General features: G+C 70.4%; 20 protein-coding genes. 12 read left to right on the forward strand and 8 right to left on the reverse strand.

From position 1 onward, the window contains the following. Positions 1-117: 117 nt before the first annotated feature. The gene (gene mce / locus ACNNMR_RS30500; RefSeq protein ID WP_419997896.1) at positions 118-558 is read right to left on the reverse strand and encodes a methylmalonyl-CoA epimerase; all 441 of its coding nucleotides are present in this window, start codon (positions 556-558) and stop codon (positions 118-120) included. Positions 559-692: 134 nt separating this feature from the next. Between mce and ACNNMR_RS30505 the strand changes: the two genes are divergently transcribed. Together ACNNMR_RS30505 and meaB are read left to right on the forward strand one after the other, a co-directional pair. Next, positions 693-1,889, forward strand: a complete 1,197-nt coding sequence (locus ACNNMR_RS30505; protein WP_419997897.1) for an acetyl-CoA C-acetyltransferase — start codon at positions 693-695, stop codon at positions 1,887-1,889. A 44-nt stretch (positions 1,890-1,933) separates the two neighbouring features. Further along, positions 1,934-2,893, forward strand: a complete 960-nt coding sequence (gene meaB / locus ACNNMR_RS30510; protein ID WP_419997898.1) for a methylmalonyl Co-A mutase-associated GTPase MeaB — start codon at positions 1,934-1,936, stop codon at positions 2,891-2,893. A gap of 101 nt (positions 2,894-2,994) precedes the next feature. On the opposite strand, the gene ACNNMR_RS30515 is transcribed toward meaB, so the two are convergent. Beyond that, the gene (locus ACNNMR_RS30515; protein WP_419997899.1) at positions 2,995-3,945 is read right to left on the reverse strand and encodes a PepSY domain-containing protein; all 951 of its coding nucleotides are present in this window, start codon (positions 3,943-3,945) and stop codon (positions 2,995-2,997) included. Between the two features lie 50 nt (positions 3,946-3,995). Beyond that, positions 3,996-4,493 (reverse strand): PepSY domain-containing protein, encoded by a 498-nt coding sequence (locus ACNNMR_RS30520; protein WP_419997900.1) that lies wholly within the window; start codon positions 4,491-4,493, stop codon positions 3,996-3,998. A gap of 122 nt (positions 4,494-4,615) precedes the next feature. Between ACNNMR_RS30520 and ACNNMR_RS30525 the strand changes: the two genes are divergently transcribed. The 3 genes from ACNNMR_RS30525 to ACNNMR_RS30535 all read left to right on the forward strand — a co-directional run bounded on the left by ACNNMR_RS30525 (position 4,616) and on the right by ACNNMR_RS30535 (position 8,033). Further along, the gene (locus ACNNMR_RS30525) at positions 4,616-5,281 is read left to right on the forward strand and encodes a response regulator transcription factor (protein WP_419997901.1); all 666 of its coding nucleotides are present in this window, start codon (positions 4,616-4,618) and stop codon (positions 5,279-5,281) included. Further along, entirely contained in the window at positions 5,274-6,704 is a 1,431-nt protein-coding gene (locus ACNNMR_RS30530; protein WP_419997902.1) for an ATP-binding protein, read from the forward strand. Before ACNNMR_RS30525 ends, ACNNMR_RS30530 begins: the two co-directional genes overlap by 8 nt. Positions 6,705-6,998: 294 nt before the next feature. Continuing rightward, positions 6,999-8,033 carry a glycoside hydrolase family 6 protein gene (locus ACNNMR_RS30535; protein ID WP_419997903.1) on the forward strand — a complete coding sequence of 345 codons (1,035 nt, stop codon included), beginning with the start codon at positions 6,999-7,001 and terminating at the stop codon, positions 8,031-8,033. Here ACNNMR_RS30535 and ACNNMR_RS30540 read toward each other — a convergent pair. From ACNNMR_RS30540 to ACNNMR_RS30550, 3 genes are all read right to left on the reverse strand, one after another. Beyond that, entirely contained in the window at positions 8,030-9,958 is a 1,929-nt protein-coding gene (locus tag ACNNMR_RS30540) for a galactose oxidase-like domain-containing protein (protein WP_419997904.1), read from the reverse strand. The two genes, ACNNMR_RS30535 and ACNNMR_RS30540, sit on opposite strands and share 4 nt — an antisense overlap. Next, positions 9,951-11,783: a glycosyltransferase gene (locus tag ACNNMR_RS30545; protein WP_419997905.1), complete on the reverse strand. Its 1,833-nt coding sequence runs from the start codon at positions 11,781-11,783 to the stop codon at positions 9,951-9,953. Before ACNNMR_RS30545 ends, ACNNMR_RS30540 begins: the two co-directional genes overlap by 8 nt. A gap of 109 nt (positions 11,784-11,892) precedes the next feature. Beyond that, positions 11,893-12,237: a DUF3817 domain-containing protein gene (locus ACNNMR_RS30550; RefSeq protein ID WP_419997906.1), complete on the reverse strand. Its 345-nt coding sequence runs from the start codon at positions 12,235-12,237 to the stop codon at positions 11,893-11,895. Positions 12,238-12,354: 117 nt separating this feature from the next. Here ACNNMR_RS30550 and ACNNMR_RS30555 point away from each other — a divergent pair, with 117 nt between their 5' ends. Genes ACNNMR_RS30555 through ACNNMR_RS30570 form a run of 4 tightly spaced genes read left to right on the forward strand, consistent with a single transcriptional unit; the run spans position 12,355 to position 14,883 of the window. Next, positions 12,355-12,996, forward strand: a complete 642-nt coding sequence (locus tag ACNNMR_RS30555) for an AIM24 family protein (RefSeq protein ID WP_419997907.1) — start codon at positions 12,355-12,357, stop codon at positions 12,994-12,996. Beyond that, positions 12,996-13,646 carry an AIM24 family protein gene (locus ACNNMR_RS30560; RefSeq protein ID WP_419997908.1) on the forward strand — a complete coding sequence of 217 codons (651 nt, stop codon included), beginning with the start codon at positions 12,996-12,998 and terminating at the stop codon, positions 13,644-13,646. The genes ACNNMR_RS30555 and ACNNMR_RS30560 overlap by 1 nt, the downstream gene beginning before the upstream one ends. Continuing rightward, positions 13,643-14,368, forward strand: a complete 726-nt coding sequence (locus ACNNMR_RS30565) for an AIM24 family protein (RefSeq protein ID WP_419997909.1) — start codon at positions 13,643-13,645, stop codon at positions 14,366-14,368. The genes ACNNMR_RS30560 and ACNNMR_RS30565 overlap by 4 nt, the downstream gene beginning before the upstream one ends. Positions 14,369-14,424: 56 nt before the next feature. Further along, complete coding sequence (locus ACNNMR_RS30570) at positions 14,425-14,883, forward strand: MarR family winged helix-turn-helix transcriptional regulator (protein ID WP_419997910.1); 459 nt, start codon at positions 14,425-14,427, stop codon at positions 14,881-14,883. Between the two features lie 12 nt (positions 14,884-14,895). Here ACNNMR_RS30570 and ACNNMR_RS30575 read toward each other — a convergent pair whose 3' ends face one another. Continuing rightward, positions 14,896-15,897, reverse strand: coding sequence for a DUF5937 family protein (locus tag ACNNMR_RS30575; protein ID WP_419997911.1), 1,002 nt, complete (start codon positions 15,895-15,897; stop codon positions 14,896-14,898). A gap of 71 nt (positions 15,898-15,968) precedes the next feature. Here ACNNMR_RS30575 and ACNNMR_RS30580 point away from each other — a divergent pair, with 71 nt between their 5' ends. From ACNNMR_RS30580 to ACNNMR_RS30590, 3 genes are read left to right on the forward strand one after another with little or no spacing between them, the layout of a single operon-like run. Continuing rightward, positions 15,969-17,225 (forward strand): MFS transporter, encoded by a 1,257-nt coding sequence (locus ACNNMR_RS30580; protein ID WP_419997912.1) that lies wholly within the window; start codon positions 15,969-15,971, stop codon positions 17,223-17,225. A 21-nt stretch (positions 17,226-17,246) separates the two neighbouring features. Beyond that, complete coding sequence (locus ACNNMR_RS30585; RefSeq protein WP_419997913.1) at positions 17,247-17,756, forward strand: MarR family winged helix-turn-helix transcriptional regulator; 510 nt, start codon at positions 17,247-17,249, stop codon at positions 17,754-17,756. Positions 17,757-17,779: 23 nt separating this feature from the next. Further along, positions 17,780-18,118, forward strand: a complete 339-nt coding sequence (locus ACNNMR_RS30590; RefSeq protein ID WP_419997914.1) for a DUF3817 domain-containing protein — start codon at positions 17,780-17,782, stop codon at positions 18,116-18,118. A 47-nt stretch (positions 18,119-18,165) separates the two neighbouring features. Here the strand turns inward: ACNNMR_RS30590 and ACNNMR_RS30595 are convergent, their stop codons facing one another. Continuing rightward, positions 18,166-18,687 carry a hypothetical protein gene (locus tag ACNNMR_RS30595; RefSeq protein WP_419997915.1) on the reverse strand — a complete coding sequence of 174 codons (522 nt, stop codon included), beginning with the start codon at positions 18,685-18,687 and terminating at the stop codon, positions 18,166-18,168.

Here is an 18,687-nt window from a genome sequence, read left to right on the forward strand (position 1 = left end):
CCTGGTCGGTCATCGAAAGCCGGGGTGCCCCGGTGTCTGCAATGAATGGTGTCAGATCATCAGGCCGCCCCATGCCGGGACGGCCCCCTGCACTCTACCGGCCGCGGAAGCGGAAGGTCAGTGCGCGTGTGAAGCGTCATCCTTGGCCGTGACGAGCTCGGTGAGCACGCCGTGGCAGTCCTTCGGGTGCAGGAAGGTAATACGAGAACCCATCGAACCGGTGCGCGGCTCCTCGTACAGCACTCGCACACCCTTGTCACGGATGGCCTCGCTGTCGGTGTCGACATCGGCGGTGCCGAAGGCGATGTGGTGCACCCCCTCGCCGTTTTTTGCGAGCCATTTGCCGACGGGGGAGTCTTCCCGTACGGGCTCGAGGAGCTGGAGGTACGAGGCGCCGCCGTCCGACGTCTCGTTGATCTTGAGCATGGCCTCGCGTACGCCCTGCTCCTCGTTGATCTCTTCGTGGAAGACCGTGAACCCGTAGGTCCGGTGGTAGAACTCGACGGTCGCGTCGAGGTCATGACAGGCGATACCGATGTGGTCGATGCGCGTCAGCATGTTCCAAGTGCACCGCTCTTACGGCCGGTCACGCAACGTGCCGACGGTCACAGCGATCGACCGGTGACCGCGCCCGAACCCGTCAGTAGGCTGAGGTTAACCCTCATTCACACTCCTTACCGAAGGGGTCGCGCATGACTGGCACCACCTCAGTGATCGTCGCAGGAGCCCGGACGCCCATGGGGCGCCTGCTCGGCTCCCTGAAGTCCTTCTCGGGCGCGGATCTCGGCGGCTTCGCCATCAAGGCCGCGCTGGACCGCGCGGGGATCGGCGGAGACCAGGTCGAGTACGTCATCATGGGACAGGTCCTCACCGCCGGGGCAGGGCAGATCCCGGCGCGGCAGGCCGCCGTGAAGGCGGGCATCCCGATGAACGTGCCGGCGCTGACCGTCAACAAGGTCTGCCTGTCGGGCCTCGACTCGATCGCGCTGGCCGACCAGCTGATCCGGGCCGGCGAGTTCGAGGTCGTGGTGGCCGGCGGCCAGGAGTCGATGACCAACGCCCCGCACCTGCTGCCGAAGTCCCGGGAGGGCTTCAAGTACGGGTCGGTGGAGATGCTGGACGCCATGGCGTACGACGGTCTGACGGACCCATGGGAGAAGATCCCGATGGGCGCTTCGACCGAGACGCACAACACGAGGCTGGGCATCGGCCGCGCCGAGCAGGACGAGATCGGTGCCCTGTCGCACCAGCGGGCGGCCGCGGCGCGCGAGAACGGCGTCTTCGACGCCGAGATCACGCCGGTGGAGATTCCGCAGCGCAAGGGCGACGCGGTGTTGTTCAGCAAGGACGAGGGCATTCGTCCGGAGACGACGGCGGAGTCCCTGGGCAAGCTCCGCCCGGCGTTCGGCAAGGACGGCACGATTACGGCCGGGACCGCCTCGCAGATCTCGGACGGCGCGGCCGCCGTGGTCGTGATGAGCAAGGCGAAGGCCGAGGAACTCGGCCTTGAGTGGATCGCCGAGATCGGCGCGCACGGAAATGTCGCGGGCCCCGACAGCTCGCTGCAGTCGCAGCCCTCGAATGCCATTCAGCACGCGCTGAAGAAGGAGGGCATCGGGGTGGAGGATCTCGATCTGATCGAGATCAATGAGGCGTTCGCGGCGGTCGCGGTGCAGTCGATGAAGGACCTCGGCGTTACGCCTGAAAAGGTGAACGTCAATGGCGGGGCTATCGCGTTGGGGCACCCCATTGGTATGTCGGGTGCCCGGCTGGTGCTGCACCTGGCGCTCGAACTGAAGCGCCGCGGCGGCGGTGTGGGCGCGGCCGCCCTGTGCGGGGGCGGCGGTCAGGGCGACGCCCTGGTCGTACGGGTGCCGGCGCGCTCGTAGAAGCCCGTAGGAGAACGGCAGCGGAAAGAGCTGAGCGGAGAACAATGGCGGACGTAGCCCACCTCGTATCGCAGGCCCGCGAGGGCAATCCGCGCGCCGTGGCGCGGCTGATCTCCCTCGTCGAGGGCGCCGCCCCCGAGCTGCGCGAGGTCATGGCCACCCTCGCGCCGCTCGCCGGGAACGCGCACGTCATCGGCATCACCGGCTCGCCCGGCGTCGGCAAGTCGACGTCGACCTCCGCCCTGGTCACCGCGTACCGCCAGCGCGGCAAGCGGGTCGGCGTGCTCGCCGTGGACCCCAGCTCGCCGTTCTCCGGCGGGGCGCTGCTCGGCGACCGGGTGCGGATGGGCGAGCACGCCTCCGACGCGGGGGTGTACATCCGCTCCATGGCCACCCGCGGCCACCTCGGCGGCCTCGCCTGGTCCGCGCCGCAGGCGATCCGCGTCCTCGACGCGGCCGGCTGCGACGTGGTGCTGGTCGAGACCGTCGGCGTCGGGCAGTCCGAGGTGGAGATCGCCGCCCAGGCGGACACCTCCGTCGTGCTGCTCGCCCCCGGCATGGGCGACGGGATCCAGGCCGCCAAGGCCGGGATCCTGGAGATCGGCGACGTCTTCGTGGTCAACAAGGCCGACCGCGACGGCGCCGACGCCACCGCCCGCGAGCTGAACCACATGCTCGGCCTCGGCGAGGCCCGCTCCAAGGGCGACTGGCGGCCGCCGATCGTCAAGACCGTCGCCGCCCGCGGCGAGGGCACCGACGAGGTCGTCGAGGCGCTGGAGAAGCACCGCGCCTGGATGGAGGAGCACGGCGTGCTCGCCGAGCGGCGGCTGAAGCGGGCGGCGCAAGAGGTCGAGACGATCGCCGTTACGGCGCTGCGCGAGCGGATCGCCGATCTGCACGGCGACAAGCGGCTCGGGGCGCTTGCGGGGCGGGTGGCCGGCGGCGAGCTGGACGCGTATACGGCGGCGGATGAGCTGGTCGAGGGGCTGACCGGGGAGAAGTAGCCCGCGTCCTGTGGTCCTGTGGTCGTGTGGTCGTGCGGTCGTGCGAAAGGGGCGCCGGGTCCGTGACGGATCCGGCGCCCCTCTCGCGTGCTGCGGACGCGTCAGGTCTGGGGCATCATCCTGCCGGTCGCCGCGCTGTAGGTCTGCTGGACGGAGTTGCCGCCGTCCCACGACCGGGCGTTGAAGGCGTTCCGGCCGGCGTCGTAGACGACCTCCGTCGGCATCCGGCCGGCGTCGGCCACATGGTCCGACACCGCGGCGACGCCGCTCGGGGCGGCCGCCGCGTTGCGGTGGTCGCGGATGTTGACGTCGTCGGAGACGTCCCGGTTGGCGATGACCTTGCCGTTGCCGGGGTCGACGCTGACCTTGTGCAGCTCACCGTTCTCGCCGAGCACCTCGACGTCCCAGGCCACCCGGCCCTTGTCCGTCTCCAGGCTCTGCGCGGTCACGGTGCCGTCGAAGCGGCCGGTGGCGCGCTCGCGGGCGTCGGCCGGGTTGATCTTCGTCTTGGCGACCGCCTGGCGCTGCTGCGTCGGGTACGGCAGGTCGTCGTTGACCGTCACCGAGGAGGCGCCGAGCGGGCCGTCGTCGGTCTTCGAAGCGAAGAGGCCCGCGAAGATGCCGGTGGTGGCGAGGAACAGGAGGGCCAGCGGAAGGGCCCAGTTGAAGCCCCGCCGCGGCGCCGCGGCCGCATGCGAGGTCGTCGTCGTCCTGGTGGTCGTCGTCTCGGGCCGCTCAGGGGCGCGGGTGGCGCCCGAGTAGCGGGTCTCCCGAGGAGATGCGGCGGCGGCACGCGAGGTGTACTTTGCGCGCGCCGCCTCCGCGGTCGGGCGGCTCGCCCGCACCGACTGCGACCCCTGGACCGGCTTCACGCCCTCGGTGGCGTGCGCCTGCCCGGTGCTACGGGCCGTGTCGGCGGCCGCGGGGGGAGCGCTGCGGTCTTGGCTGACCTGCGAGGACTCGGATACGAGATGGGTGTCGCTGTCGCTGGGGGTGCCCGGTATGCCTTCCCGCGCGCGGCGGGCCGCATCCGGGTTCTCGGAATTGGTCATATCTCCCAATCTCCGGCATCACACCCCCGGCGCAACTTGAACCCTCACTCTCAGTCGTCGTAGTCGACCGACTTCTCCAGCACCTTGGCGTTTGCGGCGTCGATGGTCACGCTGTGCCACTTGCCGTCCTGGCCGAGGATGTCCACATCCCAGGCGGCGGGCCCGCGGTCGTCGCCGTCGTTGTCGTCGAACTCGACCGAGTCGACGGTGCCGGGGACGGCCTTGAGGGCGGCTGCGGCGGCGTCGGAGGCGGAGACGTCGGCGTTCTGCAGCGCCTTCATCTCGGCCTTGTCGTCCTGGTCGAGGTCGTCCTTGCCGTCGTCGTCGCGGTCGTCGCGGTCGTCGCGGTCGTCGTACTTGCCGTCGTCGTCGTGCCGGTCGTCCCGGTCGTCGTACTTGCCGTCGTCGTCGTGGTCCGCCTGCTGCGCCGTGGCCGCCTTCGGCGCGGGGCCGCTGCCGGCGTCGTCGCCCGCGGCGGCGACCGCGGTGGCCGTACCGCCGCCGATGAGCAGGGCGGCGACCGAGGCGATGGCGATCTTGCGCTTCATGGTGGTGGGTCCTTCCGTGGGGCTTCGTCGTGTTGACGTGCTCCACAGTGCCGAAGCGACCCTGAAGCCACGCTGAAGCAACCTGAAGATCTCTTCAGGCTCGCCCTGTCACCCTTGTTCGCATGCGCCTGCTCATCGTCGAGGACGAAAAGCGCCTCGCCCTCTCCCTGGCCAAGGGCCTCACCGCCGAGGGCTTCGCCGTCGACGTCGTACACGACGGACTGGAGGGCCTGCACCAGGCCACCGAGGCCGCGTACGACCTGATCGTCCTCGACATCATGCTCCCCGGCATGAACGGCTATCGCGTCCTTAGCACCCTCCGCGCCGCGGGCGACGAGACCCCGGTCCTGATGCTGACCGCCAAGGACGGCGAGTACGACGAGGCCGAGGGCCTCGACACGGGCGCCGACGACTACCTCACCAAGCCGTTCTCGTACGTCGTGCTGCTGGCCCGCATCCGGGCGCTGCTGCGCCGGCGGGGGCGGAGCGCGTCGCCGGTGCTGCGGGTCGGGAGTCTGGCCGTGGACACCGCCGCGCGGCGGGTGCATCGCGGGGAGGAAGAGGTCGTGCTTACCGCGAAGGAATTCTCCGTGCTGGAGCACCTTGTGCAGCGGCAGGGCGAGGTGGTGTCGAAGACGGACATCCTCGAGCATGTGTGGGACTTCGCGTACGACGGGGATCCCAACATCGTCGAGGTGTACGTCAGCGCGCTGCGGCGCAAGCTCGGGTCGCGGGTGATTCAGACGGTGCGTGGGGCCGGGTATCGGCTGGTGGCTGCTGATGCCTAGGCCGTTTCGGTCCGTACGGGCGAGGGCTGCGCTCGCGGCTACTGCCGTGGTGGCGGTGGCGCTGATCCTTGCCGGGATCGCGGTGACGTTCGCGCTGCGGGCGAATCTGCAGGATCAGGCCGGGCTGCAGGCGGAGGTCGCGGCCCGGGAGGTGGCGTCTCGCCTGGCCACGGGGACTGCCGTGGGCAAGCTCGATCTCGATGACGACCCGCCGGTGCAGGTCGTGGACGAGGACGGCGTGGTGCGGGCGGTGAGCGACGACCTGGAGGCGATCAGCGGGGCGGGGTCGTCGTCGGTGCGGGTGGTGAGGGCTGGGGAGGGCTCGGGTTCCGGCTCCGGCTCGCATGGTGAGGACGGGGACGATGACGACGAGTCCGACGACCCCGGGCAGGGCGAGGTCTCGGACGACGACCCCGAGCTCACCAGCGGCAGTGCGACCGTCGATGGCGAGGAGGGCCCGTATCGCTTCGCGGCGGTCGAGGCGACCGCTGGTGGCGGCGAGACCTACACCGTGTACGCGGGTGCCTCCCTGGAGACCGAGCAGGGGGCAGTGTCCACGGCCGTACGGTCCATGCTCATCGGCCTGCCACCGCTGCTCGCCGTGGTGGGGCTGGTGACCTGGCTGGTCACGCGGCGGGCGCTGCGCCCCGTCGAGGGGATCCGTGGGGAGATGGCGGCGATCACCGCGTCCACGGATCTGTCGCGGCGGGTGCCGGAGCCGGACAGCGGGGATGAGGTCGCGCGGCTGGCTCGTACGACGAATGAGACCCTCGCGGCGCTGGAGGCTTCGGTGGAGCGGCAGCGGCGGTTTGTGGCCGACGCGTCGCATGAGCTGCGGTCGCCGATTGCGTCGCTGCGTACGCAGCTTGAGGTGGCTGAGGCGCATCCGGAGTTGCTGGATGTTGGTGGTGCGGTGGCGGATACCGTGCGGCTGCAGGGGCTGGCGGCGGATTTGCTGCTGCTGGCGCGGCTGGATGCGGGGGAGGAGCCTCGGTTCGGGGCGGTGGCGCTGGGGGAGGTCGTGCGGGAGGCCGCGGGGCGGCGGGGGAAGGTGCGGTGCGGGGAGCTGGACGAGGTCGAGGTCGCTGGGTCGCGGGGGCAGTTGGAGCGGGTGTTGGCGAACTTGCTCGACAACGCGGAGCGCCATGCGGCGGGCCGGGTCGATGTCGGGCTGCGGCGGGAGGGGGGCTGGGCGGTGCTGACGGTCGTGGACGACGGGCCCGGGGTGCCGGTCGCGGACCGGGAGCGGATCTTTGAGCGCTTCGTCCGCCTGGACGAGGCCCGGGCGCGGGACGACGGGGGAGCGGGGCTCGGGCTGGCGATCGTGCGCGATGTGGTCGTACGGCACGGGGGCGAGGTGTCGGTGGGGGAGGGCCCGCTGGGTGGGGCGTGCTTTACCGTGCGGCTGCCGGTCGCGCCGTAGAGGAGTCCCCTAACCCGCCCCTTCCCGAAACTGGGGGGATTCGCCCCCAGGCCCCCCTGCCCCGCGCTCCGCGCGGAATCGCGCCTGCGGCGCTCGTCCTCAAACGCCGGACGGGCTTGAATTGTGCTCCGCCTCGCGCGCTGACCCGCTTGAAGCGCGCTCCGCCTCGCAGCCCGGCCACGCTCAGCTCACCTGTCGCACCGAGCAACGGGCGGGTGGGTGGGAAGCAAGGTTCACCCGACATGACGCGTCCCGCACCCACGATCGAATGTGCCCATATGTCACGATCCACCCATGTCTATCTCCGCCGCCCCGCCCCGGCGAGGGGCAATCGCGTACGCACTCGCAGCGACCGCCCTACTCGCAGGATGCGGCACGTCCGGCGGAGGCGAGGACACCGCCGCGGGCAGCGGTCGCGCCCAGCAGGCCGTACAGAACGTGTCGCCCTTCTGGGCTGACCCCCACAGCGATGCCGCCAAGCAGGTCGCCTCCTGGGACAGAGCCGGACGCGACAAGGACGCCAAGCTGCTGGAGCGGATCTCCGAGCAGCCGCAGGCCGTCTGGCCGACCGGTGGCGAGGACCCGGGGCCCGACGTCAAGCAGGCCGTGGAGACCGCGGCGAAGAACCAGGCCGTGCCGGTGCTCGTCGCGTACAACATTCCGCACCGGGACTGCGGGCAGCATTCCGCCGGCGGGGCCAAGGACGCGAAGGCGTACCAGAAGTGGATTGGTGCCTTTGCCGACAATATCGAGGACAACAAGGCGATCGTCATCCTCGAACCGGACGCCATCGCGCACCTGATCACCGGCTGCACGCCGAAGACCGAGTACAAGGAGCGCACCCGCCTCCTCGGCGACGCCGTCGCGCGGCTGAAGAAGAAGCCGAACGTCAAGGTCTACATCGACGCCGGCACCTCCGGCTGGGTCACGGACTACGGGAAGCTCGCCAAGCCGCTCTTCGACTCCGGCGTCGCGCACGCCGACGGCTTCGCGCTGAACGTCTCCAACTTCCAGCCGACCGACGAGGTCCAGGCGTACGGGAAGCTGGTCTCCCGGCGGCTCGGCAACGCCCACTTCGTCATCGACACCAGCCGCAACGGCAACGGCCCGCTCCCCGGCGGCCGCAAGAACCCCTGGTGCAACCCGCCGGGCCGGGCGCTCGGCGAGCCGCCGACCACCAAGACCGGCGAGAAGCTCGCCGACGCCTACCTGTGGATCAAGCACCCGGGCGACTCGGACGGGGAGTGCCGCGGCGGCCCGAAGGCCGGCGAGTGGTGGCCGGAGTACGCGCTGGGGCTGGCGCGGGCCGCCGCGGCCAACGACCGCTAGTCCACCTTCACCCACTTCGCCTTCGACGGCACGCCCTTGGCGTCCGTGACGAAGAGCATGTACCAGCCGGGCGGCGCCAGTGACGTGTCCTCGGGCACCTTGAAGCTGACGGAGTCGTCCTTCTTGGTCAGATCCAGGGCGATCGAGCGCTGCTCGACGTCCGTGACATGCGTGACCGCACTCGGGCGCATCAGCCGGGCGTTCTTGATCTTCTTGGCGTCGGCCACCTTGAAGGTGGCCGACGCCCCGCGCTCCAGCTTCTTCGGGCCCTTGCCGATCTCCAGCCGCTCCACCTTGCCGTCCGCGTCGTGGAGATACGGCGGCTCGTACACCTCGATGCGCTTCTCGAACTCGCCCAGCACCGTGTTCGCCTTGTTGCCGTAGAGCGGGTCCGAGCCGAAGGTGGCGACCCGGCCGTCCGGGAGCAGCATCGCCTCCGAGTGGTAGTTGCGGCCGACCGTCGGGGAGGCCGCCTTGGTGAAGCGGTTTTTCTTCGGGTCGTAGATCTGGGACTTGAAGAGGTCGCTGTTGGAGCGGCCGCGGTAGTCCCTGGAGCCGCCGGTCGTGAAGACCGAGTCGTCCGGCATGATCACGCTGTTCAGGTAGCGGGTGCCCTGCGGGAGGTCGGGGCCCTTCTTGAAGGACGGGTTCTTCTTCATCAGGTCCACCACGGCGGTGCGCGGCGTGGCCTTCTTGGACTCGCCGACTCCGCCGCCGCCGAGGATCATCACCTTCTGGTCCTGCGCGGGGGGCAGGAGCAGCGAGCTCGACGTCTCCGTCTCGTCCTTGTCCGTCAGGCCTGGGACCGGGGTGAACTTGTTCTTCTTCACGTCCCAGGTGCCGGGCACCCGGCCCTTGTCCGCCGCGCCGTAGCCGGCGTTGGAGCCGGAGTAGAAGAGCTTGCCGCCCTTGGTGAGGAAGAGCGCCGGGTAGGTGGGGAAGTAGCGCTTGGGGCCCTTGGTCCACTTCCGCGTCTTCGGGTCGTAGATCTCGTTGTCGCCCTGGAGGATCTCGCCGATGTCGTCGAGGCCCGAGACCGCCATCACCTTGCCGTTGGCGAGGGTGACCAGCGTCGGGTACCAGCGGGCGGCGTCCATGGCCTCGACGCGCTCGTACTTCTCCGTGTCCGGGTTGAACTCGAAGGCGTCGCGGATGCCCTGGAAGTCCTGCTTCTCCAGGGTCATGCGCTGGGCGAGGCCGTAGACATTGTCGAGGTCTTTGCCCTTCAGGCCCTCGACCGAATACTGAGCGGGGCGGTTGTTGACCGCCTCGCGGCCCTTGTCCGTCGCCTCGACGAAGACCTTCGCCTCGCTGGCCTTGACGGTGACCTTGCCCTTCTTGCCGTTCGACTTCTTCTTCGCCTTCGGTACGTCGACGGGGAAGGCGGTGCGGTATTCGATGCCGGACGGGGAGATGAAGCGGGTGCCCTTGGGGAGGCGGTGCTTCTTCTCCGGGTCCTCGTTCTTGATCACCATCCGGCCGCCGGCCTTCTCCACGTCGCCGTTCAGCTTCTCGTAGCGAGCGGTGCCGCCGGCCACCAGCAGATTGCCGCTGGGCAGCTGGGCGTGGCCGGCGCAGAACATGTCGGCGGGGGTGGCGATCTTCTTGTACGTGTTCTTCTCCGGGTCCCACAGGACCGTCTTGAACTCGCCCGCGTCGAACTGCTCCTGCTTGTTGCCGGAGCCGGCGACCAGGAGCACCTTGCCGGTGTGCAGCAGGGCGGCGTGGATGGAGTTCAGCCGGTAGCCGTCGGGGACGTCCATCAGGCCCCAGCTGCCGTACTTGGCCTTGTACTCCGGCCGGGAGATCACGTAGTCGTGGTACTGCTCCTTGGCGAAGCCGTACGTCGCGGGCGCGTTCATCGCCGCCAGCAGCACGATCACGCCGCCGCCGATGACGGTCTTCTTCAGATTCCGCTTACGCATCCGCGATCAGCTCCCCGCTCGTCGTCAGCGCGGGCTCCGGCTCGCCCGCCGGCTCCTTGATCTCCTTGGCGAGAGACACGCCCCGGCGCGGTCGCTGCACGTCGGTGAGGTCCGGCGGCGCCGCGGCGGCCCGTGCCGCCCGCCTGTCCCGCAGCAGGCACCAGCCCCAGATCGCCGCCGGGGCGATCGCGATGCCGGTGCCGAGGACCGTCCAGGTGCGCATCGCCGCATGCGTGTGGTTGAAGACGATCGAGGCCAGGAACGACACCGCGAGCAGCGCCGCCCAGGACAGGTGGATGCGGAAGGTCGCCAGCCGGTCGGGACTGGCCGTGGCGCCCTTCGGCGTCACCACGAACTTGCTCGGCCGGCGCAGCACCGCGTCAACGAAGGACTTGAAGTAGATCGGCGCCGACATCGCCGACATCGCCATGCCCGCCACGCCGCCGGAGCCCTCCGGCTCATGCGGGGAGACGTTGTGCCGCCGGTTCCACATGTACAGGCCGATCTGGAGGGCGGCGGCATCCGCGTACAGCATCAGCCACACCTCGCTCGGCACCTGGGTGCCGGAGGCGCCGAGCCAGAGGAAGAGGACGCAGCTGAGCGCGCCCAGCAGCCAGTTGACCGCGGTCATCGGGTAGTACGCGAGCATCAGCGAGTAGCTCGCCAGGCGGCCCATCGGGAAGCGCTCCTCGCCGCGGCCGTACTGGTTGATCAGCGTCTCGTACGTGCCCCGCGACCAGCGCATCTGCTGCGTGAAGAAGTCGGTCCAGGACTCCGGGCCCTCGCCGACGGCGAGCACGTCGGGGGTGTAGACGGAGCGCCAGCGCTGCCCGGTCTCCGGATTGCGGGTGCGGTGCAGCTCGAAGCCGGTGGCCATGTCCTCGGTGATCGAGTCGTAGAGGCCGCCGATGTCCTTGACCGCGGATATGCGGACCGCGTTGTTCGTGCCCACGAACATCGGGGCGCCGTAGCGGTTGCCCGCCCGCTGGATCAGCGCGTGGAAGAGGAACTGCTGCGACTCCGCGAACTTGGTGACGGTGGCGTCGTAGTTGCCGTACACCTGCGGGCCGACGACGAAGGCGATGTCCTCGTCGCGGAAATAGCCGAGCATCCGCTCCAGGAAGTTCGGCTGCGGGACGTGGTCGGTGTCGACCGAGGCGAAGAAGTCGTAGTCGTCGCCGTGCGCCTCTAGCCAGGCGTTGTAGTTGCCGTGCTTGGTCTTGGCCTTGTTACGGCCCTCGGGCTGGTTCCAGCGCTCCACGCCCTTGCGGGAGAAGTGCCGTACGCCCAGCTCGTCGCAGAGGGCGCGGGCCTCCGGGTCGTTCCCCTCGTCCAGCAGCCAGACGTGCAGGGTGCCCGGGTGGTGCATGCGGACGGCGCCCTCGAGGGTGGCCCGCACCATGCCTATGGGCTCCTTGCCCGGCACGTACGTCGTGATGAAGGCGACCTTGGTGCCCTCGGCGGGCGGCACCGGTATCGGGTCGCGGGCGACCATCGTCGCGTGCGCGATCGAGACGACATTGATGAGCCGGAACGACTCGATGAGGCCGATCGACAGCAGCATCACCGCATCCGCGGTTATCAGCCAGAACGGCGCCCCGTGCCGCTCGGTCCAGTGCGAAGGCCAGACCAGGTAGAGCAGCAGCACCAGCGAGAGCACCGGGGCGAGGGCCATCAGGGATATCGCGCGTATCCGATGCGGCTCCTGGGAGAGCAGGCTCCGGTACTGGACGCGATACGCCCCGCCGGGTCCGTCCGCGGTTGGTTCCGTCAGCGGTCCCGCGAGAACGCTGAATTTCTCGTAGTCGTAGCCCCTCGGCTGCACAATCCCTCCGACTGATCGACGAAGCCGACAGTCCTACCCAAATAGGGACATGCGGGTGTGTCGAGCCGGAGGGGGCCGAACGGTTCAGCCGTAAAGCAGCCGTCAGGTGTTACGCGCCGGTCGCCTCAGCCTCGCGGGCCCGCGCGGCGATCACCGACGCCTCGCTCTCCCGGCGCAGCATCCGGTCGGCGAAGAAGCCGCCGGTGGGGAGGACGGAGAGGATGAAGTAGATCGCGCCCTTCTTGAAGTCCCACTTCGAGCGGTTCCAGGCGTCCGCGAGGAAGAGCACGTACGCGATGAAGAGGATGCCGTGGATGGCGCCCATCACCGGCACGGCATTGAAGTCGGTGGTCCGCTTGAGCACGGAGCAGACGAGCAGCAGGAGGAAGGACACGGCCTCGGGCGTGGAGACGAGGCGGAGGCGTCGCTGGGCGGCGGCGGTCTTGATGTCCATGGAAGGCCTTCGGTCGGGGGCGTACGGGCTTGTGCAGGGGTTCACAATCCCTCTCCATTGTGCCAAGCCTCCGTACGCCCTTCTCCGGCGGGACCCCCGCCGGATAGCGTCGCCCTCGTGGCGGACTTTTCATTGCAGGGGAGCAAGGTGCTCGCCGTCCGGATGGGCGGGGACTCCGTGAAGGCGAAGAACGGCGCCATGGTCGCGTACGACGGCGAGATGGCGTTCAAGCGGCTGAGTGGCGGGGGTGAGGGGATACGGGGGATGGTGACGCGCCGGCTTTCCGGCGAGTCCATGACAGTCATGGAAGTGAAAGGGACCGGGACCTGCTATTTCGCGGACCGGGCCAGCGAGATCAATCTGGTGCAGCTGCGCGGTGAGAAGCTCTGGGTCGAGGCCAGCAATCTGCTGTGCACCGACGGCGGCCTGCGCACCGGCACCGCCTTCACCGGGCTGCGCGGCGCCAGCCAGGGCAATGGGCTCTTCACCACGACGGTGGAGGGCACCGGCACCGCCGCGATCATGTCGGACGGCCCCGCGGTGGTGCTGCGGGTGGCGCCCGGCCTGCCGCTGTCGGTGGACCCGGGCGCGTATGTGGCGCACACCGGCAATGTCACCCAGCAGTTCCAGTCGGGCGCGAATTTCGCGCGCACCGTCATGGGCGAGGGCGGTGGCGAGGCCTTCCAAATCCGCTTCGAGGGGGACGGGCTCGTGTACGTGCAGCCCAGCGAGCGCAACACGATCGGGGGCGGCGTCTGATGCCGTTCACCCAGGTCAACAGCAAAGTGGTGCAGGCCAAGATCCAGCCGGGACAGCGCCTGTACAGCCAGCGCGGCGCCATGCTCGCGTACTCCGGCGCGGTCTCCTTCACCCCGGACCTGGCCGGCGGCCAGGGCGGCATCGGCGGCATGATCGGCCGCCGGGTGGCGAACGAGGCCACGCCGCTGATGACGGTCGAGGGCGAGGGCACGGTGATGTTCGGCCACGGCGGCCACCACATCGAGGTCATAGAGCTGGCCGGCGACACCCTCTACGTCGAGGCCGACCGGCTGCTCGCCTTCGACGGCGACCTGCGGCAGGGCACGATGTTCATGGGCCAGCAGGGCGGCGTCATGGGCATGGTCCGCGGCCAGGTGACGGGGCAGGGCCTCTTCACCACTACGCTCGCCGGTCACGGCGCCGCGGCCGTGATGGCGCACGGCGGGGTGCTGGCCCTGCCCGTAACCCCGCAGTCGCCGGTGCACGTGGACCCGCAGGCCTATGTCGCGCACCGCGGCGAGCTGCAGAACAAGCTGACCACCGCGCTCGGCTGGCGCGAGATGGTGGGCCGCGGGTCGGGTGAGGGCTTCCAGCTGGAGCTCTCCGGCGGCGGCACCGTGTACGTCCAGGCCTCGGAGGAGAAGCTGTGACCACCGCACCCGTCGTCCACGACGTCAACTCGCTGCCCTCCGGGGACAACGTCAACCCGTACGCCTTTAGCGTGGACGTGCAGGGCCAGTGGTTCCTGCAGAAGGGGAAGATGATCGCCTATTACGGGCAGCTCTCCTTCGACGGCGTCGGCCACGGCCGCTTCGACCGGCTGCTCGCCGGCTCCTTCCACTCGCCGATGCACGCCGCCGACTGGGTGGTCGCCGAGGGCCAGGGAAAGATGCTGCTCGCGGACCGGTCGTACGACGTCAACTCCTTCGACCTCGACGACGGCAACCTCACCATCCGCTCCGGCAACCTGCTCGCCTACCAGCCGGGCCTGGCGCTGAAGCAGTCAATCATTCCGGGCTTCCTCACCCTCATCGGTACGGGGAAGTTCGTCGCCGCGTCCAACGGACCGGTGATCTTCGCGGAGCCGCCGATCCGGGTCGACCCGGAGGCGCTCGTCGGCTGGGCCGACTGCCCGTCGCCCTGCCACCACTACGACCACCAGTACCTGCGCGGCGTCCTCGGCGGCGTGCGCAGGCTCACCGGCCTGGGCGGGGCGTCGGGGGAGGAGCACCAGTACGAGTTCGTGGGCGCCGGGACGGTGCTGATCCAGTCGTCCGAGCAGGTGCTGGCGGAGCGGCCGACGGGGGCGGGACCGGGTCAACAAGGCGTTCCACGGCAGCGGGGCGGGCTCGGCAACCTCTCCGATTTCTGAGCCATACTCGGCGGCATTCCGTCCCCCAAGACCGCTGTGTAGGTGCCTCCGTAACCATGAAGATCCGATGGCTGAGCGAATCGGAACAGCGTGCCTGGCGCACCCATCTCGAGGTGAGCCGCATGCTGATGAACCAGCTGGAACGGGACCTGCAGCCCTACGGCCTGACCAACAACGACTACGAAATCCTGGTCAACCTCTCCGAGTCGGACGGCCGCCGGATGCGCATGAGCGACCTGGCGGCCGCCACGCTGCAGTCCAAGAGCCGGCTCTCGCACCAGATCACCAGGATGGAGGCGACCGGGCTGGTCAGGCGCGAGCACTGCGAGTCGGACCGCCGCGGCCTGTACGCGTGCCTGACCGACCAGGGCTGGCAGACGATACAGCGGGTGGCTCCGCACCACGTGGAGTCGGTCCGGCGGCACTTCGTCGACCTGCTGACCCCGGACCAACTGGAGAACCTGCACGACGGCCTGAAGCCGGTGTCCTGCCACCTGCGCGACCTCAGGCCCTAGCTCTTACGCGTCCTACGCCACCACGCCGCCCACCAGCGCCATCCCCAGCGGCGTCCGCTCGTACAACACCTCGTGCCGCGCCCGCCGCGCGGACAGCAGGCCCGCAGCCCTGAGCACCTTCAGGTGCGCCGACACGGACGACGGCGCCAGCTCCAGCCGCGTGGCGAGCGCGCTGGTGGACGCCGGCTCGGCCAGCGCCGCCAGCACCCGCGCCCGGCCCGCACCCAGCAGCCGCTCCAGGGTCCGCGCCGCCTCCGGCGCGGCGTCCCGTACCCACAGGCCGCCGACGCCGCGCGCCGGATAGATCACCGTCGGCTGCCACGGCGGCTGGAAGCCACTCACCACATCCGGCCACACGAAGGCGCTCGGCATCAGCAGCAGCCCCTCGCCGCCGAGCTCCCGCTCCATCAGCTGCTGGTCCCTGGTGCGTACGGTCAGCGTCCCGTCCGCGTACGACAGCCGCTCGTGCAACCCCGCGAACAGGCCGGCGAGGCCACCGGCCGCCAACTGCCGCGCCCGGTAGGCGATCTCCGCCTCCAGCAGCTCCCGCAGCCGCGGCCAGTACGGCTCGACGAGCGTGTGCCACGCCCGCTCCGTAAGATCCGCGAGCCGCTGCACCGCGGCCGCCGGATCGGCCAGCAGCTCCCGCCCGAGCGCGGACTCGCCCGCTCCCGGAATCGTCGCGAACGACATCTCCATCTCCGCCCGCGCCAGACCGGGATCGGTCGCCCGCAGCCGGGCGATGCCCTCCTCGGGGGAGGTGTACGCGCCCCGCGGCGGCCCGCCGAGGAAGTCCGGCGTATACCCGGGCCGGTCGCCCGGCATGAAGATCCACAGCGGCTCCAGGTCGAGCCCGGCCGCCGCCCCGCCCAGCTGCCGCAGCCACGGCAGGTGATACCCGTGCCGGTCCGCCCGCCGCAGCGTACGGACCGCCTCGTGGGTCTCGAAGACCGGCGAGACCGCGAACCGGCAGCGCAGCAGGTCATCGGGCCCGACGCGCAGCAGCACCGGCATGGCCACCCCCTGAGATTCGGCACCAGCCGAAAGACTAGAGCGCCGTCGCCGCTTGGCGACACCGTGCCCGCATGACCACGAGCACCGCCGCCGCCGGCCCGAAGTCCGTCGGCTATCGCGCCGTCTTCGCCGTCCGCGAGTTCCGCTACGTCTTCGCCGCGCACGTGATGTCCATCCTCGGCGAGGTCGTGGCCGCCATCGCACTGACCGTGCTGGTCTACGAGCGGACCTCATCCCCGCTGCTCAGCGCCCTCACCTTCGGCGCCGGACTGCTCCCGTACGTCCTCGGCGGCCTGCTGCTCTCCGAGGTCGCCGACCGCTACCCGGCCCGCCGGGTGCTGGTGACCTGCGACCTGCTAGCCGCCTGCTGCTTCGCGGCGATGGTGCTGCCCGGGATGCCGGTGGCCGCGCTGCTGGGGCTGCGGCTGCTGGGCGGCACCGTCTCGCCGGTCTTCGCCGGCACCCGGGCCGCCACCCTCTCCGACATCCTCGGCGAAGGCGACCGCTTCGTCCTCGGCCGCTCCGTGATCCGGCTGACGGCACAGAGCGCGCAGCTCGCCGGCTTCGCGCTCGGCGGCGTGCTGGCCGCCATCTCGCCGCGCGCCACGCTGCTGTTCACGGTGGCGGGCCTGCTCGGCTCGGCGCTGGTGCTGCGCCTGGGCACGCGGGCCCGCCCGGCCCGCGCCACGGCTGCGGGAGAGGTGCGGTCCGGAGCCGTGCTCGCCTCCCTGACCGCCGCCCGCGGCCTCCTCGCCAACCGGCGCATCCGCGCGCTAATGGTCTTCCTCTGGGTCCCGCCGACCTTCGTGGTCGCGCCGGAGGCGCTGGCCACGGCGTACTCGGACGAACTCGGGCTCAGCGCCGTTGGCCTCGGGCTGATGCTGTGCGGGATGCCGGTGGGCGCGCTGGTCAGCGAGGCGCTGGCGGGGTCGCTGCTCGGCCCGCGCGGCCGGTCCCGGATCGTGCTGCCGGTCGGGATCCTGGCGACGGTCCCGGCGATCGGGTACGTAACGCACCCGTCCTTCGCCTGGGCATTGCCCCTCCTGGTGCTGACCGGCTTCGGCATCTCGTACTCCCTCGGCCTCGACCAGTGGTTCATCGCCGCCGTCCCGCCCGAGCTGCGCGGCCGGGCGATGACGCTGCAGACCGCGGGGCTGATGACCTTCCAGGGCCTGGGCATGGCGGGCGCGGGGGCGGTGGCGGAGTGGCTGCCGGTGCATCAGGCGGTGGCGGTGATCGGCGTCGTGGGTACGACATGTTCGGCGCTCGCGGCGGTTGCGGTGGTGCGTACTCGGCCGAAGAGCGAGACGGGGCTGACCACGATATGACCAGCCGGTAGGGTCGGCCTCGTGCCGAAGCCGCTCAGCCTGTCGTTCGACCCGATCGCACGCGCCTCCGACCTGTGGGAGCAGCGCTGGGGCGCCGTGCCGTCGATGTCCGCGATCACGTCCGTGATGCGCGCCCACCAGATCCTGCTGTCCCAGGTCGACGCGGTGGTGAAGCCGTACGGCCTGACCTTCGCGCGCTACGAGGCGCTGGTCCTGCTCACCTTCTCCAAGGCCGGCGAGCTCCCGATGTCCAAGATCGGCGAGCGCCTGATGGTGCACCCGACGTCGGTGACGAACACCATCGACCGCCTGGTGACGTCCGGCTATGTCGACAAGCGCCCCAACCCCAACGACGGCCGCGGCACCCTGGCCTCCATTACGGACAAGGGCCGTGAAGTGGTCGAACGGGCCACCCAGGACCTGATGGACATGGACTTCGGCCTGGGCGCGTACGACGCCGAGGAGTGCGCCGAGATCTTTGCGATGCTGCGGCCGCTGCGGGTGAGTGCGGGGGACTTCGAGGAGCGCTGAGGCGGGCAGTTAGTCTCGTAGGCATGAAAAAGAGCGTGCTGACCCGGTACCGGACCATGGCCTACGTGACCGGTGTGCTGCTGGCCCTGCTGTGCCTGGGGATGATTGGCAAGTACGCCCTGGACCTCTCCGGGGCGGACGGCTTCACCAAGGTCGTCAGCATTGCCCACGGCTGGCTGTACATCGTCTACCTGGTCTTCGCCTTCGACCTGGGCTCCAAGGCGAAGTGGCCGGTCGGCAAGCAGCTGTGGGTGCTGCTCGCCGGCACGATTCCGACCGCGGCGTTCTTCGTGGAGCGCAAGGTGAGCCGCGAGCTGGAGTCGAAGGTCGCGGCGGACGACGGGGACCTGGCGAAGGCCTGATCGCGGCCCTTCGCAAGCCTTGAGCGCGGCCGGCGGCGTCCGGCGCATCACCGGTGGCCGCTGTGCAGCCCGCCGGAGACACTGGTCGCATGCCCGACGCGCGCGCCCGCCTGGAACTGCGGGCGATCCTGGAGCTGCTGGCGGCCCAGCGCCGCCGGATCAGGGACTACGCGGAACGGCACCGCCCGGTCCCGCAGGCCACGGCCCCCGCCGCGGCTCCCGCAGCCGGCTTGCCTGACCCGCCGCTGCCCTCCGGCCGCGAGATGCTCGACGCCGTCCCGGCCCCGGCGCTGCTGCTGCGCCCCGTCCCCTGCGAAGGCGGCGGGATCCGGGAGGTGTTGTACGTGGACCGGAACGCGGCGGCCCTCGCGTACGCCGATGACCGCCTCCCGCAGGGCGGGCTGCCGCCGTGGTCGGGCCCGGTGCCGCTGTACGCGCGCTTCCCCGGCCTGGCGGAGACCGCCGTCCCCGGCATGCTGGAGCGCGCCTTCCACGACCGCGAGCCGCAGGGCCCGGAGACGGTCGAGTGGGTCGTACGCACCGACGCGGGACCGGTCCGCGTCAACCAC

The sequence above is a fragment of the Streptomyces boninensis genome (genome assembly GCF_048572725.1).
Taxonomy (GTDB): Bacteria; Actinomycetota; Actinomycetes; order Streptomycetales; family Streptomycetaceae; genus Streptomyces; species Streptomyces boninensis.

Bases quoted from the DNA above. Each gene is read 5' to 3' on its own strand.
- meaB (WP_419997898.1), top strand. From the start codon at position 1,934: ATGGCGGACGTAGCCCACCTCGTATCGCAGGCCCGCGAGGGCAATCCG.
- ACNNMR_RS30590 (WP_419997914.1), top strand. From the start codon at position 17,780: ATGAAAAAGAGCGTGCTGACCCGGTACCGGACCATGGCCTACGTGACC.
- ACNNMR_RS30520 (WP_419997900.1), bottom strand. From the start codon at position 4,493: ATGAAGCGCAAGATCGCCATCGCCTCGGTCGCCGCCCTGCTCATCGGC.
- mce (WP_419997896.1), bottom strand. From the start codon at position 558: ATGCTGACGCGCATCGACCACATCGGTATCGCCTGTCATGACCTCGAC.
- ACNNMR_RS30550 (WP_419997906.1), bottom strand. From the start codon at position 12,237: ATGGACATCAAGACCGCCGCCGCCCAGCGACGCCTCCGCCTCGTCTCC.
- ACNNMR_RS30540 (WP_419997904.1), bottom strand. From the start codon at position 9,958: ATGCGTAAGCGGAATCTGAAGAAGACCGTCATCGGCGGCGGCGTGATC.
- ACNNMR_RS30535 (WP_419997903.1), top strand. From the start codon at position 6,999: ATGTCTATCTCCGCCGCCCCGCCCCGGCGAGGGGCAATCGCGTACGCA.
- ACNNMR_RS30525 (WP_419997901.1), top strand. From the start codon at position 4,616: ATGCGCCTGCTCATCGTCGAGGACGAAAAGCGCCTCGCCCTCTCCCTG.
- ACNNMR_RS30570 (WP_419997910.1), top strand. From the start codon at position 14,425: ATGAAGATCCGATGGCTGAGCGAATCGGAACAGCGTGCCTGGCGCACC.
- ACNNMR_RS30580 (WP_419997912.1), top strand. From the start codon at position 15,969: ATGACCACGAGCACCGCCGCCGCCGGCCCGAAGTCCGTCGGCTATCGC.
- ACNNMR_RS30505 (WP_419997897.1), top strand. From the start codon at position 693: ATGACTGGCACCACCTCAGTGATCGTCGCAGGAGCCCGGACGCCCATG.
- ACNNMR_RS30515 (WP_419997899.1), bottom strand. From the start codon at position 3,945: ATGACCAATTCCGAGAACCCGGATGCGGCCCGCCGCGCGCGGGAAGGC.
- ACNNMR_RS30575 (WP_419997911.1), bottom strand. From the start codon at position 15,897: ATGCCGGTGCTGCTGCGCGTCGGGCCCGATGACCTGCTGCGCTGCCGG.
- ACNNMR_RS30560 (WP_419997908.1), top strand. From the start codon at position 12,996: ATGCCGTTCACCCAGGTCAACAGCAAAGTGGTGCAGGCCAAGATCCAG.
- ACNNMR_RS30530 (WP_419997902.1), top strand. From the start codon at position 5,274: ATGCCTAGGCCGTTTCGGTCCGTACGGGCGAGGGCTGCGCTCGCGGCT.